The following is a 16,647-nucleotide window of genomic DNA, read 5'->3' on the forward strand; positions in this document are numbered from 1 at the left end:
AACAATATTTTTTTGTAAAACTTTAAATTATTTTGTTTATTTGATATATATAATATATATTATCAAATAAATATTAATAATTTTTGAACTCTTCTGTAATATCTTTAATATATTGCCAATCTTCTTCATCATAAAGTAAATAACTTTTATTTTTGTCGAATTTTCCACAGCTTATATATTTAATTATATCAATTTCATAAGCTTCTCCATGATAATTTTTATCCCTACTATAATTTGTTTTTATATACTCCTTTAACTTTTTATCATCCTTTTTTGATATACTTCTATTTAAAAACATAGGTAACCATTTCTTTTTATTAAATCTCATATAATCAAATTTAACTATTTCTTTTAATAAAAGCTCTTCCTCATAATTGCATTTTACAACCTCTTCATTAAATTCTATAAATACCTTATAATATTCTACACTAGATAAATTTCTTTTAAAATATCCTTTTTCTTTATAAAACATTGCTAATGTGTTGAAAAACTCAAAAGGGTTCTCAAATTTTTTTTCAAAATACTTAATTATATTTACAAACTTTTGAGAGTTATAGTATTTATCTACCATAGCTTCTAAATACTTTAGCTCTGTCATCTTTTCATAACTTATCTTATCAGTTTTTAATATCTCATAAGGAGGGTAGGGCGAGTAAACCATTCCCCATTTTTCTGCTTCCTGTGTCATGGGTGCTCCTTTTAATAGCTTTAAAAAGCCTAGTTGAACCTCTTCTGGCTTTATAGAATATACATCATTAAATGATCTTTTAAAAGACTCATAATCTTCTCCTGGAAGTCCTGCTATAAGGTCTAGATGTTGCTTTATATTTTTGATGCTTTGAAGCTCTTCTATTTTTTCTTTTATATCGCTAAAGTTTACATTTCTATTTATATTCTTTAGTACTTCATCATTAGTAGTTTGAACACCTACTTCAAATTGAAATCTTCCCTTTGGCGCTTTTGATAATAATTCAATTTCTTCTCTTTTTAATATATCTGCAGATATTTCAAAATGAAAAGTTGCTGTGGTATTTATATTAGATAAGAATTCCCATATCTCCATAGAAAATTTACTATTACAATTAAAAGTTCTATCTACAAATTTAATAAGTTTTACATCTTTTTTTATTAAAAATTCTAGTTCTCTTTTTATCCTTTCAATATTTAAAAATCTTACACCGTGTATTGTTGATGAAAGACAATATTTACAATTAAATGGGCACCCTCTAGATCCCTCAAAATACACTATTTTATTTGCTAGATCTTCATCCTCTTCATAAGGAAAAACTAACTTATTCATATCCATTAAAGGACGTTTGCCTCCATAAATAACATTTCCACTTTTCTTTTCATATAATCCTTTTATATGGTTTTCTTCTATAATGCCCATCTTTCTTTTTATAAATTCTCTAAAGGTTTCCTCTCCTTCTCCTTCTATTACATAATCTCCAGAGTTATTTAATAGGAATTCTTCACCATCGTAAGATACTTCAGGACCTCCATATATTATTTCTATGCTGGGATCAATTAATTTTATTATTTTACTTATCTTAGTTACATATTCAAGATTCCATATATATGTTGAAAAAGCTATTATGTCAGCTTTCTCTTCCATTATACTTGGTACTATATTTTCAATCCTTTCATTTATTGTGTATTCTTTTGTATCACAGTGGAAATTTAAATCCTTTGTGAAAGCCTTTAAATATCTTATTGCTAAATTGCTGTGTATATACTTTGAGTTTATTCCTACTAGTAGCACCTTCATTAATTATGTCCTCCCTCTTTTGTGCAGATATATAATATACATCGTTCCAATCTTGTATTACTTTTATTTCAAAAAATCTTTCTAATAAATTTAAAGCATCTTTTTTACTATAGTCTTTTATTATATTATAATCTTTAACTTTTATCTTCTTTATTTCTTCTTTAGGTAAAAGAAGTTTTATATTTTCATTTAATATTTTATTATTAGACTTAGTTATATCCCATATATGTATGTCTCCCCTAGTATCCAAAAAATCATAAGCATCCTTTAATACCTTTTCTCTATCCTTTCCTCCCCATAAAGTACTTAGATAAAAAAACAGAACTACATTATTATAGTATCCTTTTTCAATACTCTTTTTATTTTCGATTCCCTCTATATAATCCACTATATTATCGTCTTCTTCGTTGCTTTTAAATAAATTATATACTATACCGTAATTTTCTTCACCTATATCTAATACATTACCCTCAAATTTAAAAGATTTTAAATCAATTGTATGTTCAAATCCTTTCTTCACGGTATCATCCCCTCCTAGTTATTACTATCATAACTAATTTAACACAAAAAAAATAATTCTTCCACATAATGGGAGAATTATTTATAAATTAAGTGTTTTATTATGCCTAATTAGTCACTACTTAAGATATTGAAACCTCTTCATAAAACTTTCTATCTTTTATATAATCTTCATAAAAATCTAACAAAAAGCCAGCTGTTGTTATTTGGGCTTGTTTTAATATAACAGAGGCTATTTTAAAATATCTTTCTTCCTTATCTTCAACAACTTGAAACTTATTATAAGTGTCATCTGCAACTACGGCATTATTTTTTATATATTCTTCTAAACCATTAAATCTTAATATCCCACTTTCTACAGCAAAAGAATAATCGCTAAACAACTTAGATATTATCCAAAGTTCAAACTTCCTGTGTTTTTTTAAAAGTCTATTATTTACATGATGAGGTACTGTTGTATCTTGAACTAAGTGGCAAGCTGCTCCAAGATAAAATAAAGCCTTATTTGTATCTCCTTTATCTAAGTAGCTTAAGGATAATTTATAATACTTTTTAGCTTCACTAAGTGCATCTGAGAATCCATAAAGTCCTTTTCCCTTTGTTACGTGATAAAAATGGTTAGAACTTTTAAAATCCTGGTCTGCCCAAGCAACCCCTTCATTTAGAGGTTTTATATTGTTTCTATAATAATCTCCTGCATCCATATGCCCATCATTATTTAATATTTGTATAGCTTGTATATTAATAAATTTATGGACGATACAATGAGTCTTTAAAACCATTTTTTTAAATGGATTAATTGCAAACATTACCCCATGCAGTGCTTTTCCATAAGTAAATTCAAATTTATTTTTATTCATAATTAATTCCTTCTTTTTATTTGTGATTTTATTTTTTTCTTTAATACAATATAACTATATATTTATACGCAATTAATAATCATTACTATTAAAGTATAATACAATATATTAATTCATTTTTCAATATATTAATTATATTTTTATATTACCCTACTCAAATAATATTATTACCTATTAATAAACCCTAATTATAGAATATATATTTACCTTTAGGAATAATTATTAAGGTTAGCATTATTATAAAGGATAAATGATAAATGATAAATGATAAGTTTTATAGGGATACTTTTTTACTAACTTTGTCAAACCTCACTACTGGAATATTAGGATTTATATTTTCTATCACACTTTCACGAGAACTAGGCCCGGAAGGCATGGGTTTATACGGTCTTGTAATGCCAATATACAATATTTTTATATGCCTTATTTGTGGGGGCATCATAGCAGCTATTTCAAAAATTTCTGCAATATATAAAGATAATAATGATGTATTAAATTTAAAAAAGACTATAAACATAACAATAAAATTTGATATTTTATGGGCTTGCCTAGTTGTAATATTCGTTTTCTTTTTCGCTCCATTTTTAGGAGAAAAGATCATAAAAGATCCAAGGACTATTTTATCTATAAGAATAACCTGCCCTGCTATGATATTTATAGGTATTTCTAATATTTTAAAGGGATATTTTTATGGAACCTCTTCTATAAAAATACCTGCATTTATAGATATATTAGAAAAGTTTATAAGAATACTTATAATTGTATTTATAATTAACTACTTTAATTTAAAAAACATAACCCAAACAGTCTCTGCTGCATATATAGCATTATGTTTAGGTGAATTTATAAGTCTTATTCTTCTTTATTTTTATTATAAAAGGTCTGTTAATTCTTTATCTTGTGTAAGTAAAAAGCATGAATCTAGAACACAGCTTTTATTTAATGTTCTTGTTATATCCCTTCCCCTTTGCTTAAATGCATTTGTATCTACAGCACTTAGTGCATTATCTACACTTATATTACCTAGAAGGCTTATTGTTTCAGGATTTAATTATTCTGAAGCACTTTCAATTATAGGAAAATTTACTGGAATGACATTAAATATTGTATTTTTCCCAATGATAGTAATAGGATCTATAATAACAGTTCTTGTACCTGATTTAGCTCAAGGTATAAATAAAAACGATTCTTATTTTATTGAAAGCAGGATAATAGAAGTTCTTAGAATCGCATTTTTACTAGGACTATCTACTCTTGTATTATGTATTTCAATACCCGAAAATCTAGGCATGATGTTTTTTAAAAGAAACGACCTTACTTACTATATAAAATTTCTTTCATTATGTCCCCCAATTTTATATTGTGATTCCACTACCTATGGAATATTAAATGGACTTGGAAAACAAAATATAATGCTTAGAAACTCTTTATTTATATCAGTTATAGAACTTATAAGTTTATACATACTAACAGGTATAAAGAGTATAAATATATTTGGGTATGGTATAACTATTATTATTACTTCTACAATATCTCTTTGCTTAAATCTTAAAGAAATTCGAAAATACTATGACCTTAATATTTCTATAACAAATATATTTATATATTTACTTATTGCAACGTTGTCTTACTTTAGTATTATTATTTTAAAAAATCAAATCTCTAATTCATCAATGGTATTTAAAAACTTTGTATTAATTTCTTTAGGATTTTCTTCTTTTTTATTTTCTATACTTTTTACTGTAAAGAAAAATAAAATATAACTTAAATAAAAAAATAGCTTAAAACAAATCAAGCTATTTTTTTATTTATCTTTATATAATCATTTCACTTTTAGTTTCTAGGTTTACTTAATTTGTTATCTTAGTCTATTTGATATAAACTTTGGCAAAAGCTTTGTAACCTTATTTGGTAATGCATTCATATCTTTTTTAGTTATTCCACCTGTAAGTACCAATCCATAAAGATACACAATCATTCCTATTACAATAGATATTATAGTAAATATGGAGCTTAATACATATGTATCTCCAACAAGTTTTAATATAATAGCAAAATTAAAGCTTAATACCTTTATAACTATTGCCATAAGTATTGATGCTACTGTTGGCTTAATTGCTACCTTTATGAGACTTATTCTTACTTTTAACGCTGAATTTAAAGCTATATTATTAATTATCATAGGTATTAAAAAGCATAATAAGCTTCCAATTACCGCTCCATTTATATTTAGACTTGGAATTGCAACTAAATAATAATTAGCTACAAGCTTTGCAATTATCCCTATACCTAAAGAAACAATTACTATGTATAATTTATTTATACTTTGAAGAATTGTAGTTTGAATTTGAACTATAGCCATAAACACAACTACGATAGCTCCATAAGTCATTATTTCATAACCTGCTCCGTATTTTATTAGTCTATAAACTTCTTTACTTAAAACTGCTAGTCCTACAGCCGAAGGAATTGAAACAATATAACTTATTTTAAGAGCAAAATCTATTTTTTCTTTAACCTCTTTCTTGTTTTTCAAAACCATAGCTCTTGATATTGCTGGTAAAAGAGCTGATGAAAGGGCTGCTATTATAGTAAGAGGTACATATAATAGCGTTCTATATTTACTTAATATAGAATATTTTATGTTTCTATCTTTTACAAGGTAAATTCCCGCAACTTCTAACCTTTTTTTAACTATAGTAAGATCAATTACAGCTCCTAAATACTGCATGCCTGAACTTAATGTTATAGGAAATCCATATTTAAACAATCTTTTTAAAAGTGTTTTGTTAGATAACCTTCTTACGGTTATTGACTCTTTGTTATATTTAAATTTCATAGTTTTACTTTTTTTATATACTTTTGAAAGATAATACGCTGCTATTAATGCACCAATAGCAGTACCTATAGTCCCTCCTGCTGCCCCCAAATCTACGCTTTGTTTCATCATAATATATGCAAATACTAAGCTAAATATTATATTAGCAATTTGTTCTATAATTTGTGATACAGCCGTTGGGGTCATTATGCTAAGGCCTTGGAAGTACCCCCTATATGCCGCTAATATAGATGTTACTACCATTGCTGGTGTTAATGCAACTATAGCATAATAAGATTTAGAATTGCCCGTAGAATTAGCTATTCTACTAGCAAATATTAAAACTATAATAGCTGCTAAAAAGCCCATAATCATGAGCATAAATCTAGCAAGTTTAAAAGTCTTTATTGCATCTTTTGGATTGTTAAGGGCTATAAGTTCTGAAACCTGTTTTGATATAGCAACCTGCATTCCTGAACTTGTCATAACATATACAAGACTAAATATGTCATAGGCTGCTGCATATATTCCATACCCTTCATCACCAATTATAAATAATAGTAAAGGCACATACAAAAGAGATAAAATCTTTACCATCATTCCTGCTACAGATAATACGGCAAATCCTTTAGTTGTGGATTGCTCCTTCATAACTATCTCCTTTTATAAAATATATAATATTATTGACTAAAATTTAAAAACATCATTTTTAATCTTTTTAAATATAGGTGGAAGTGCTTCAGTTATAGTTTTATTTTCCATATAGCTTAGGCTCTCCGGGCAATTTTTAAATACAACTTTGTAGGCGTATAAATATTGAAAGCTGAGTGCAAATTTATTTTCAAAGTATGCATTTAAAGTTTTATCTCCATATTTACTATCTCCAATTATAGGATTACCTAAAAATGATAAGTGAGCCCTAAGTTGGTGACTTCTTCCTGTTAAAAGTTCTATTTCTATAAATGAAAATCCTCCATTACTTTGTATTGTCTTAACTTCCATTGCTATTCTTTTAGTATCAGGTCTCATGTCTTTAAATACTTCAGATCTGTTTTCTTCACCATTTTTAGATATATAAGCTTCATATACCCCATCTTTTATTCTTCCCTTAACTAAAGCACAGTAATACTTTTTTATTTTTCTTTCTCTTATCATTTCATTTAGAGCTTTAAGAGAATCAAAATTCTTTCCAAATATCACGATGCCAGACGTATTTCTATCAAGTCTATTACAAGAAGCTGGTGTAAATGTTAATTCTTTTTCTGGTATGTAGTCACCTTTTTCATATAAATAAGTAAGTACGTAATCTGTAAGTGTTGGTTCGCCTTTTTTCTTATCAGAATGAACTAATACTCCTGGCCACTTTTCTAATAAGAGCATATTTGCATCTTCATAGACTGATTTGAAATCAGCTTTTGCATTTTGGAACTTTAGTCCCTCTTCCTTTTTACTTTCTATATTTCTTATGGTAACTATATCACCTTGCACTAAAGAATATTTTTCTTTAGCCTTAACTCCATTTATCTTTACATCACCTTTTCTTATAACCTTATATATAGCACTTAAAGGTACATCCTTTAATAACTTTCTTAAAAATTTATCTAGTCTTTGACCTGCTTCATTTATTCCAATTTCTACATTCATAACACCACTCCTATCAAACTAACTGCACATACCTAAAGTATTTTTAAAAGCTGTGCCACGATATTATATCATAAACACAGCTATTTTATAATTATACTTTAGATTAATACTTAATTATTCTCTTGTCAAATATTCATAAGCCATATTACATTGAAGTGCAACCCCTATTGGTAAACAATTTTCATCTATATCAAACAAGTCACCATGAGCTGGATTACTTATGCCCTTTTCAAAATTAGCACTACCTAAAAAATAAAATACTGATGGTCTTTCCATAGCAAAGTAAGCAAAACTTTCTACGCCCATACTAGGATGTTTAAGTTTTATAATGTTTTCTTCTCCTATTACTCTTGGTGCAGTATCTTCTAAAAGTTTTACCATTTCATCATCATTATAAAGACAAGGATAACTTTCATCTATTTTTATTTCTACTCTTCCTCTTAAAGATTCTGCTATACCTTTTGATATTTCAGTAACTCTTTTTTTTGCATACTCTCTTTGTTCATTGGTCATAGTTCTTATTATACCTTTAATTTCCACTTCTTTTGGTATTATGTTTTCCGCTGTCCCCCCATGTATACTACCTATAGTTATAACAGATGGATATACAGGTGACAGTTCTCTACTTACTATACTTTGCAAAGACATTATTATATTGCTAGCTATTAATATTGGATCTATAGTATCTTCTGGGTGAGCTCCATGGCCTCCTTTACCCTTTACCTTTATAGTAAATGGGTTAGACGCTGCATTAAAAACATCTCTTTTAATACCTATCTTTCCCGCCTCTATAGCTTCTGATACATGAAGTCCAATTATTGCATCTACATATGGATCTTCAAGTACCCCTTCTTTTATCATATACTTTGCGCCACCAACAGTTTCTTCTGCTGGCTCAAATAATAGTACTATATTTCCCTTTAATTCTTTTTTAATACTATTTAAAATCTTGGTTGCTCCTAATAATATAGTAGTATGAGCATCATGACCACAAGCATGCATTTTACCCTCTACCTTAGATGTATAAGAACAAACTTTAGCGTCTTTTATAGGCAAAGCATCTATATCTCCTCTTAAAGCTATAGTTTTAACTTTATCAGCACCTGCTTTTTCACCTTTTATTAATGCATATATTCCAGTTCCTGCTACAGACTTATAAGGTATTCCTTCTTTATCTAGAATATCTTTTATCTTCTTTGATGTTCTATATTCTTCGAATCCAAGTTCAGGGTTTTCATGTATATCCCTTCTTATATAAACTAATTCTTCTTTTATTTCTTCAGCCATTTTTAGAAAATCTATTTTTTCTTCCAAAATCATTTCTCCTTTATATATCCTTTAACATTATATTTCTATATTTCACTAGTTTTCATATCTAATCTTCTTATGACCAATAAACTTTTATAATATCATCATCTTTTAACTTATCTACATATGAAGCTTCTTTTTTATTAAGTTCTAAAGTTATCTTGCCTTTTAACATGGTAAGATCAAAATTTATATAATCAAATATATCCACAAAAATATATTCCTTTTTCCCTTTAAGAATTATTTCATCCCCATTTATATTTACTGTGATTTCTATTAATTCATCTTTTATTAATTCATCTTTTAAGTTATTATCACCTTTATTATTTAATGTTATATCTTTATATATCCTATCTCCTTCTCTTATTACATAGTCATCTTGAAGCCTTTTCCCTTCTATTGTAAATATGCCTTCTTCTTTTAGTATATAATATTTGAAATCTTTTAGTGTTAAGATGTTTATTATTTCAATAGTATCTTCATCTTTTATTATAGAATCTATAGCCTTTTCTTTACCATTAATCATACATTTAGGCTCTAAGTTTTGAATTTCATCATTATAGAAAAATGATACAGAATCTAGACTTTTTATATACTCTTTTATATTAGGTTCCGAATCCTTCCCATCCAATGCAAACTTTACATCTATAGTGTCTCCTTCTTTAACTGTGGAATCTAAACTACCTTCTTTTCCATTTATAAATATGGTAGAATTTTTGCCAAGACTACCAAAGGCTAATCGTTTACTGCCGTTTAACGTAAATCTTATATTCTTACCATTATGTCCTACTAACATCTTAGGATTTATACCTGCTTGAAGTAATGCATCTATAACCTTATGATCTTGAACATTAAAAAGACTTATTACATCTCCATTTAGATAAACATCTATAAAATTTTCACCTAGACTTTTTATTGCCATAAGACCTATTCCAAGCACTGTAACCCCTATGCTACCAAGAGAATTATCTAGACATATGCAATCTAAAACTGCCTCTCTTCCCTTTATAGCAGTTCTTTCAAGTGGTATATTAAGCTTTTCGCTAAGCTTTTCCCTAATGTATGGTGTGTGAGCTCCTCCCCCTACAAAAAAAACAGCACTTGGAGACTTATCTCCATTAAGCTCTAATATTTTATGAGCGATTGCATCAGTTATCTTATCTACAACTGGGAGTATAAGCTTTATTATTGTCTCTGATTTAACCTTATTTTCTAATCCTAGCACATCTTTATATGTTATATCCTCGTTAATTAAAAGTGACTTTTTTATAATTTCAGCTGTATTAAAGTCTACTAGGCAGTTTTGTGCTATAACTTCTGTTATTTCATCTCCTGCCATCTGAACCATTCCAAAAGCTGATATACTATCTTTATTACTTATAGCAATATCTGAGGTACCAGCTCCTATATCTACTAAAGCTAAATTTAATAATCTTAAATTTTTAGGTATGGTGGCTTCTATAGCTGCAATAGGCTCTAAAGTAAGACTTACAACCTTTAAATTAAGTTTATTCATTACTGAATATAAGCTATCTATTACCGTTCTTGGCAAAAATGTAGCAATAACTTCAACACCTATATTTTTCCCCTTATGAGATAAAAGATTTGATATCACATATCCATTAAGGTAATAATTTACTATGCTATATCCAACGCAATAAAGCTTACCATTTGAAGATTTACTTGTTTCATCTTCTGCCTTATTAACTGCTGTAAGTTCAAGCTTTCTAAGTATCTCTTTGTTTATTTCCTTATCCTCATTTATATCTAAATCAGCCTTTACCTTTGTAGTTCTTAAAAATCTTCCAGCAGCAGCTATTGCTACTTCTTTTAGTTTAATACCTAACTTGTCCTCTAGGTTAAGTTTAACAGTTTCAACGGCTTCAGATACCTTGTTTATATCATGAATTTGACCGTCTATCATAGATCTTTCTTCATGTTCTACATAATGTTCCGCTATAACTTTAAATTTTTTATTTTCTACTATTCCAACTGTTCCTATAACAGATCTAGTTCCTATATCTAAAGCAAATATTATATCTTTAGCATTTATATTTATTTTATCCATTTTGTACTTCGCCTTTCTATTAAAAATCTCTTATAACCATGATCTTCACCGTTTACATATATTATACAACAAAGCCATGTAAAATCGTATTGCTTTTTTATATAACTAATAACCTCTATATTTAGTGTATTTAATTTAATTTTGTTATTAATTTATTCATATATAGCACCTTAAAGTCAAATCTTCTTTTAATTCCATCCGTAAATTCTATTTCTAACTCATAGTCCTCTACAGAACTTATTACCCCCTCCTTAAACGCCTTATGGTAAATTTTATCCCCTTTTTTATAAGGTATAGATATTCGTTCTTCTTGTAACTTACACTCTTTTAAAAATGGTGATATCTCTCTTTTCTTCCCCCTCATATATTCAGTAGAATATATGAATAAGTTATCTATAGCCCTTGTTATTGCAACATAAAATAATCTACGTTCTTCTTCTAAACTATCCTTTTTACTATTTACATGTGGTATTATGTCATCATTGCAATTTATTATATACACATTTTTAAATTCCATTCCTTTTACCCCATGAATAGTGCTCATTATAACAGCATCTTTATTTTTAACCTTTTTACTTTTTTCTAGCTCTTCCTTTACATTTTCTACGTGAGCTAAAAATAAAATAATACTGTTATATTCTTCAGAAGCATTTTTAAATTCCTCTAATATCTCTTCTAAATCTGATAGCTTAATTTTAAACTTTTCACTATACTCCCTAAGATAATTTATATACCCAAGATCTGTAATAATAAAATCTATAGCACTTCTTAAAGACAATTTATTAAGCCATAAAATATCTTTTCGAAGCGTATCTACAGCCTTTGCTTGAAAGGCAGCTAAACCATCAATATCTTTCAATATACAAAAACAATCATCTTTAAATTTATAATTTCTAACTTTATCTAAATTCACTTTGCTTATATATCTAAAAGGTTTGTTTATTATCCTACAAAAATCTTGCCTGTTGAAAGGATCTATTGAAAGTCTTAAGTAAGCTATCATATCCTTACATATAAAATGTTCAAAAAAATTATATTCTTTGTCTAGTAGTACAAAAGGAATCTTATTCCTTATAAAGGTGTCTATAAGTGGTCTTGATTCAAGATTGGTTCTATATAAAATAGCGTTGTCCTTATACTTGCAATCTTCCATTTCTAAATATAAGCTTATTTTTTGTGATATATCGTTACTTTGGAAGGCTTCATCTAGCACCTGTTTATTAAATATAGGTTTTCTATCTTTTCTATAAGATTTTATAACCTTATCATTTCTCATTTTATTAAATTCTATAAGGTTTTTTGCTGTTTCTACTATATTTTCTGTACTTCTATAATTGTATGACAGATATACCTTACTTCCATCTTTAAATGTATTAGAAAAGTCAACCATACATTCTGGCTTAGATCCTCTAAATGAGTATATACATTGGTCTTCATCCCCCACTACAAATATTGAATTATATTTGTTTAAAAGTTTAAGTATATGTATTTGAGTATCATCACAATCTTGAAATTCATCTACTAACATATATTTGAAAAGTTTTCTATATCCGTCTAAAATCTTTTTATTTTCTTCAAAAAGCTGTGCAGTATTTATTTGAATATCATCAAAATCCCAAAGCCCCTTTTCTTTTTTATAGTTTTCATAGCTTTCAAAACAATTTTTAAAAATTTCTTTATCCATACTAGGATTAAAATCTTCTATATTTATAAAGCTGCTCTTTAAAATAGATATGTCATTAAGTACCTCCCTTACCTTTTCTTCACCTATCTCATCTAAATATTTAACAAGTACATTATTTATTATTCTATAGGTGTCTCTTTGTTCTATAATTTTTATATTCCCATAGTGTCTGTTACATATTTTATAAAATAGTCCATGGAATGTTCCAAAAAACGGTGCATTTGTATCCTTTGTCATCTTTAAATATCTTTCCTTCATATTCTGTGCCGCAGACCTTGTAAATGTTATAACTACAATATTATTAGGATTTACATTTAACTCTTTAACAATATAGTTAACCCTATTCACTATTACAGTAGTCTTACCACTTCCTGGTGCAGATATTATTAAAAGGTTTTTCTCTTTTGTTGTAACTGCATTTTTTTGATATTCATCTAAAGAAAAACTCATCATTTCATTCCTTTCTTAAATCTTATATTAAATTAATGCTAATAATCATTATGTCCACTTTTACTATCTATATTTATACTATCATATATCTTTATAAATATTATTTGTTAAAATAAAATATTAATATATATAAGATAAATTTGTTATATAATATATATAGGTTATAATTATATAAAAGCTTAATTTAAAAGGAGATTTGATATGGCTAATATAACAAAATTCGACGTTCATAATCATAGAAATCTTACTATGTTAGTAGATTTTTATGAATTAACCATGGGCAACGCTTATTTAAATAGCAACGTAGCAAATAAAATTGCCTATTTTGACATGTTTTTTAGAAAAGTGCCTGATGGTGGTGGATATTGCATAATGGCTGGTGTAGACCAACTAATTCAGTATCTAAGTAGCCTTGAATTTACAAAAGAAGATATATCTTATTTAAAATCTAAAAATCTATTTTCTGATGATTTCTTAAAATATCTTGAAGATTTTAAATTCTGCTGTGATGTTTGGGCTGTGCCTGAGGGAAATCCTGTTTTTCCAAATGAACCCTTAGTAACAGTAAAAGGACCTATCATTCAATCTCAATTTATTGAAACTATGATCTTACTTACTATTAATCATCAAACCCTTATAGCCACTAAATCTAATAGAATATGTAGGGCTGCTGGAGATAGACCTGTTATGGAATTTGGCTCTAGAAGGGCTCAGGGGTATGATGGTGCTATTTATGGAGCAAGAGCTTCTGTTATAGGTGGTTGTAGTTCTACAGCATGTACTATCGCTGATGAAATCTTTGACATACCAGCTGCTGGAACCATGGCTCATAGTTGGGTTCAATTATTTGAAACTGAATACGATTCATTTAAAGCTTGGGCAGAAACCTATCCTGAAAATTGTGTTCTTCTTGTAGATACTTATAATGTTATAAAGTCAGGTATACCTAATGCAATAAAAGTTTTTGATGAGATACTTAAACCACAAGGACTAAAACCTTCTGCTATTAGAATAGATAGTGGTGATATTACCTATCTTACAAAGTTATGTCGTAAAATGTTAGATGATGCTGGTTATGAAGACTGTGGAATTATTATTTCTAATTCACTAGATGAGTATATAATCTCTGACGTTCTATCACAGGGCGCCAAAATAGATAGCTTTGGAGTTGGTGAGAGGTTAATTACCGCTAAATCAGAACCAGTCTTTGGTGGTGTCTACAAGTTATGTGCAATAGAAGAAGATAATGGAAGCATAACACCCAAAATTAAAATAAGTGAAAACGAAGAAAAAATAACTAATCCGGGTTTTAAAAAGATTTACAGAGTATTTGATAAGAAAACGCATACAGCTATAGTAGATTTAATAACTTTAAATGATGAGGTTATAGATGAAACCAAGCCTCTTGAAATATTTAACCCTGTTTATACATGGAAAAAGAAAAAAATAAAAGATTATTATGTAAAAGACCTTATGGTAAAGATATTTGATAAAGGTGAAGCTATATACCAAAGCCCACCGGTACTTGAAATAAAAGAGTACGCAAAAAAAGAAACCTCCAAACTTTGGCCTGAAGTATTAAGATTCGAAAATCCTCATACTTATTATGTGGACTTATCTACAAAGCTTTGGGGTGTAAAACAAAACTTATTACATAAATATTCTGAATCCTATAAAGACAACGAATAAAAAGGTAATAGCAGAAGGCTTTCAGTAATTTGATTATTGAAAGCCTTTCTACTCTTAAATTTCATATGGTACTATAATATCATTTCTTCTGATTCATCTGGTTCTTCTGTGTTTAACCCCATTAATTTATCTAGTAATATACTACTATTGAAATCATAAAGTTTAAATGGACATTGATTATCTTTATTACAAGAAAAAAATACGCAATCTTTAAAACATTCCTCTACTTTTTTATCATTAGACCAAAATGGACAATAGCTCATATCTTCTTCCCCCTTTACCACCATTGCTAATTAAAATCATTATATTCTAATTTTTCTAAAAACTAAAGGGATAAATGTAAATATTATGTTACATATAAATAAATTAAATACTTATTAATTTATATGTAATTTTCTATTTACTATTTTAAAGATTATGATATAATTTATAAGGTTACTATAGTGTTTTCTCCTTGTACCCACTACTAAAAAAAGGAGGTCTTTTTATGAATAACAAACTAATAATAATTTTATTTTCTTTTTTAACCTTATTTATGCTCTTTGTAGTATTTAAATATTATTTAAAAGAAATATCTTTAAACAAAATGATGAAAATGGCTGTGGTAGCAGCTATATATGCAATAATAACCATGGGTCTTGCTCCTATAAGTTACGGTCCTATTCAATTTAGGATTTCAGAGGTTATGGTATTACTAGCATTTATAGACCCACTTTACGTACCAGGATTAGTTTTAGGTTGTGTCATTGCAAATATTACTAGTCCACTTGGTATAGTAGATGTCTTCTTTGGAAGCTTTGCCACCACTATAAGCTTATTTATGATAACAAAATCAAAAAATGTTATTATATCTTCTTTATGGCCAGCAATCTTTAATGGTGTTATTTTAGGCCTAGAATTTACCTTATTAACAAATGCTCCCTTTATAGCAACCGCTTTATATATAGCTTTAGGAGAATTTGTAGTAGTTACAATACTTGGCTCTACTATCCTTAAAGTAATCCTAAGTAAAAACCATATTGTTGATCAGTTGAGACTATAGTAACTTAATAAAAATAACCTTAGCTAAAGATAATTAGCTAAGGTTATTTTTATATCTTTATAGAATATAAATTGATTTAAATCTTAAAAATGAAATGATAAAATATTAACAATTGCACCTATGTTTAAACCATTCAATAGATAGAATTTTAATTATTGTTACTATATCTATAGTCTGTTTTTATACCATAGGCATAATTGATACAATAGTTAATTTACAAACTTCTACTTGTCACACTTCTTTCCAGAATTCTTAACTACTGTAACATTAATAATTTCATTTTGGAAAGCCTTTAACAAAGCCTTTTCTAAAACCTTTTCCTGATCAAAGTTGGCTATATCCTTACAAACAGCAAATACCTTGTTAAGTTCTCCATACACATTTCTATATGAAAGTGTTACATTGGGTTTATCATACTCAACATCAACTATCTTAAGACCCCAAGAGATTTGAGCAAAGTCCTCATTAATTTGCAGTTTCGTCATATCTCTTAATTTTTCGTCTTCTATTTTTGGGTTTTCAATTATTATTAATTCATCCCCTACTTTATATTTACTCATATTCTACCTCCTTTAATTCAAGTTTGTAATTCAATTTTATCATAACTTCTTTAAACATACCATTATATAAACAATTTATATAATAATTTATAAATATATCTTAACCTAAACATAGATTTAAATCCTTCCACTAATTATCATAGTTAGAGTATAATTTTAGTAGGCAGAACTAGTATAAAAAACTATATAAATAAAAGGAGATGCAAAAACATCTCCCCAATACATAAATTATCCATT

General features: G+C 27.7%; 13 protein-coding genes. 3 read left to right on the top strand and 10 right to left on the bottom strand.

Going from position 1 to position 16,647, the window contains the following annotated elements; all coding sequences use genetic code 11:
- Window positions 1–73: 73 nt before the first annotated feature.
- The 3 genes from BD821_RS08810 to BD821_RS08820 all read right to left on the bottom strand — a co-directional run bounded on the left by BD821_RS08810 (window position 74) and on the right by BD821_RS08820 (window position 3,147).
- Window positions 74–1,768: a B12-binding domain-containing radical SAM protein gene (locus BD821_RS08810; RefSeq protein WP_104410152.1), complete on the bottom strand. Its 1,695-nt coding sequence runs from the start codon at window positions 1,766–1,768 to the stop codon at window positions 74–76.
- Window positions 1,668–2,288, bottom strand: a complete 621-nt coding sequence (locus tag BD821_RS08815) for a hypothetical protein (protein WP_104410153.1) — start codon at window positions 2,286–2,288, stop codon at window positions 1,668–1,670. Before BD821_RS08815 ends, BD821_RS08810 begins: the two co-directional genes overlap by 101 nt.
- Before the next feature lie 121 nt (window positions 2,289–2,409).
- Complete coding sequence (locus BD821_RS08820; protein WP_104410154.1) at window positions 2,410–3,147, bottom strand: zinc dependent phospholipase C family protein; 738 nt, start codon at window positions 3,145–3,147, stop codon at window positions 2,410–2,412.
- Between the two features lie 257 nt (window positions 3,148–3,404).
- On the opposite strand from BD821_RS08820, the gene spoVB reads away from it, so the two are divergent.
- Window positions 3,405–4,910 (top strand): stage V sporulation protein B, encoded by a 1,506-nt coding sequence (gene spoVB, locus BD821_RS08825; RefSeq protein WP_104410155.1) that lies wholly within the window; start codon window positions 3,405–3,407, stop codon window positions 4,908–4,910.
- A 95-nt stretch (window positions 4,911–5,005) separates the two neighbouring features.
- Here the strand turns inward: spoVB and BD821_RS08830 are convergent, their stop codons facing one another.
- From BD821_RS08830 to BD821_RS08850, 5 genes are all read right to left on the bottom strand, one after another.
- On the bottom strand, window positions 5,006–6,616 hold the full coding sequence (locus BD821_RS08830; protein ID WP_104410156.1) for a putative polysaccharide biosynthesis protein: 1,611 nt from the start codon (window positions 6,614–6,616) through the stop codon (window positions 5,006–5,008).
- A 36-nt stretch (window positions 6,617–6,652) separates the two neighbouring features.
- Complete coding sequence (locus tag BD821_RS08835) at window positions 6,653–7,609, bottom strand: RluA family pseudouridine synthase (protein ID WP_104410157.1); 957 nt, start codon at window positions 7,607–7,609, stop codon at window positions 6,653–6,655.
- Window positions 7,610–7,723: 114 nt separating this feature from the next.
- Window positions 7,724–8,896 carry a M20 metallopeptidase family protein gene (locus BD821_RS08840; RefSeq protein ID WP_242971485.1) on the bottom strand — a complete coding sequence of 391 codons (1,173 nt, stop codon included), beginning with the start codon at window positions 8,894–8,896 and terminating at the stop codon, window positions 7,724–7,726.
- Between the two features lie 97 nt (window positions 8,897–8,993).
- The gene (locus BD821_RS08845; protein ID WP_104410159.1) at window positions 8,994–10,985 is read right to left on the bottom strand and encodes a cell division protein FtsA; all 1,992 of its coding nucleotides are present in this window, start codon (window positions 10,983–10,985) and stop codon (window positions 8,994–8,996) included.
- A 130-nt stretch (window positions 10,986–11,115) separates the two neighbouring features.
- On the bottom strand, window positions 11,116–13,122 hold the full coding sequence (locus tag BD821_RS08850; RefSeq protein ID WP_104410160.1) for an ATP-dependent helicase: 2,007 nt from the start codon (window positions 13,120–13,122) through the stop codon (window positions 11,116–11,118).
- A gap of 198 nt (window positions 13,123–13,320) precedes the next feature.
- Between BD821_RS08850 and BD821_RS08855 the strand changes: the two genes are divergently transcribed.
- Window positions 13,321–14,808: a nicotinate phosphoribosyltransferase gene (locus BD821_RS08855; protein ID WP_104410161.1), complete on the top strand. Its 1,488-nt coding sequence runs from the start codon at window positions 13,321–13,323 to the stop codon at window positions 14,806–14,808.
- Between the two features lie 71 nt (window positions 14,809–14,879).
- On the opposite strand, the gene BD821_RS08860 is transcribed toward BD821_RS08855, so the two are convergent.
- A complete protein-coding gene (locus tag BD821_RS08860; RefSeq protein ID WP_104410162.1) occupies window positions 14,880–15,071 on the bottom strand; it encodes a hypothetical protein in 192 nt (63 codons plus the stop codon).
- Window positions 15,072–15,343: 272 nt separating this feature from the next.
- On the opposite strand from BD821_RS08860, the gene BD821_RS08865 reads away from it, so the two are divergent.
- Entirely contained in the window at window positions 15,344–15,850 is a 507-nt protein-coding gene (locus BD821_RS08865) for a QueT transporter family protein (RefSeq protein ID WP_104410168.1), read from the top strand.
- Window positions 15,851–16,074: 224 nt separating this feature from the next.
- Here the strand turns inward: BD821_RS08865 and BD821_RS08870 are convergent, their stop codons facing one another.
- Window positions 16,075–16,410, bottom strand: a complete 336-nt coding sequence (locus tag BD821_RS08870) for a hypothetical protein (protein WP_104410163.1) — start codon at window positions 16,408–16,410, stop codon at window positions 16,075–16,077.
- Window positions 16,411–16,647: the final 237 nt, after the last annotated feature.

Origin of the sequence: Clostridium algidicarnis DSM 15099 (genome assembly GCF_002934235.1) — a bacterium.
In the GTDB taxonomy this organism is placed as follows: Bacteria; Bacillota; Clostridia; order Clostridiales; family Clostridiaceae; genus Clostridium_L; species Clostridium_L algidicarnis.

What these genes read in the sequence shown, in the direction of transcription:
- BD821_RS08810 (WP_104410152.1), bottom strand. Translation starts at nt 1,768, where the DNA reads ATGAAGGTGCTACTAGTAGGAATAAACTCAAAGTATATACACAGCAAT.
- BD821_RS08820 (WP_104410154.1), bottom strand. Translation starts at nt 3,147, where the DNA reads ATGAATAAAAATAAATTTGAATTTACTTATGGAAAAGCACTGCATGGG.
- spoVB (WP_104410155.1), top strand. Translation starts at nt 3,405, where the DNA reads ATGATAAATGATAAGTTTTATAGGGATACTTTTTTACTAACTTTGTCA.
- BD821_RS08830 (WP_104410156.1), bottom strand. Translation starts at nt 6,616, where the DNA reads ATGAAGGAGCAATCCACAACTAAAGGATTTGCCGTATTATCTGTAGCA.
- BD821_RS08835 (WP_104410157.1), bottom strand. Translation starts at nt 7,609, where the DNA reads ATGAATGTAGAAATTGGAATAAATGAAGCAGGTCAAAGACTAGATAAA.
- BD821_RS08840 (WP_242971485.1), bottom strand. Translation starts at nt 8,896, where the DNA reads ATGGCTGAAGAAATAAAAGAAGAATTAGTTTATATAAGAAGGGATATA.
- BD821_RS08845 (WP_104410159.1), bottom strand. Translation starts at nt 10,985, where the DNA reads ATGGATAAAATAAATATAAATGCTAAAGATATAATATTTGCTTTAGAT.
- BD821_RS08850 (WP_104410160.1), bottom strand. Translation starts at nt 13,122, where the DNA reads ATGATGAGTTTTTCTTTAGATGAATATCAAAAAAATGCAGTTACAACA.
- BD821_RS08855 (WP_104410161.1), top strand. Translation starts at nt 13,321, where the DNA reads ATGGCTAATATAACAAAATTCGACGTTCATAATCATAGAAATCTTACT.
- BD821_RS08860 (WP_104410162.1), bottom strand. Translation starts at nt 15,071, where the DNA reads ATGAGCTATTGTCCATTTTGGTCTAATGATAAAAAAGTAGAGGAATGT.
- BD821_RS08865 (WP_104410168.1), top strand. Translation starts at nt 15,344, where the DNA reads ATGCTCTTTGTAGTATTTAAATATTATTTAAAAGAAATATCTTTAAAC.
- BD821_RS08870 (WP_104410163.1), bottom strand. Translation starts at nt 16,410, where the DNA reads ATGAGTAAATATAAAGTAGGGGATGAATTAATAATAATTGAAAACCCA.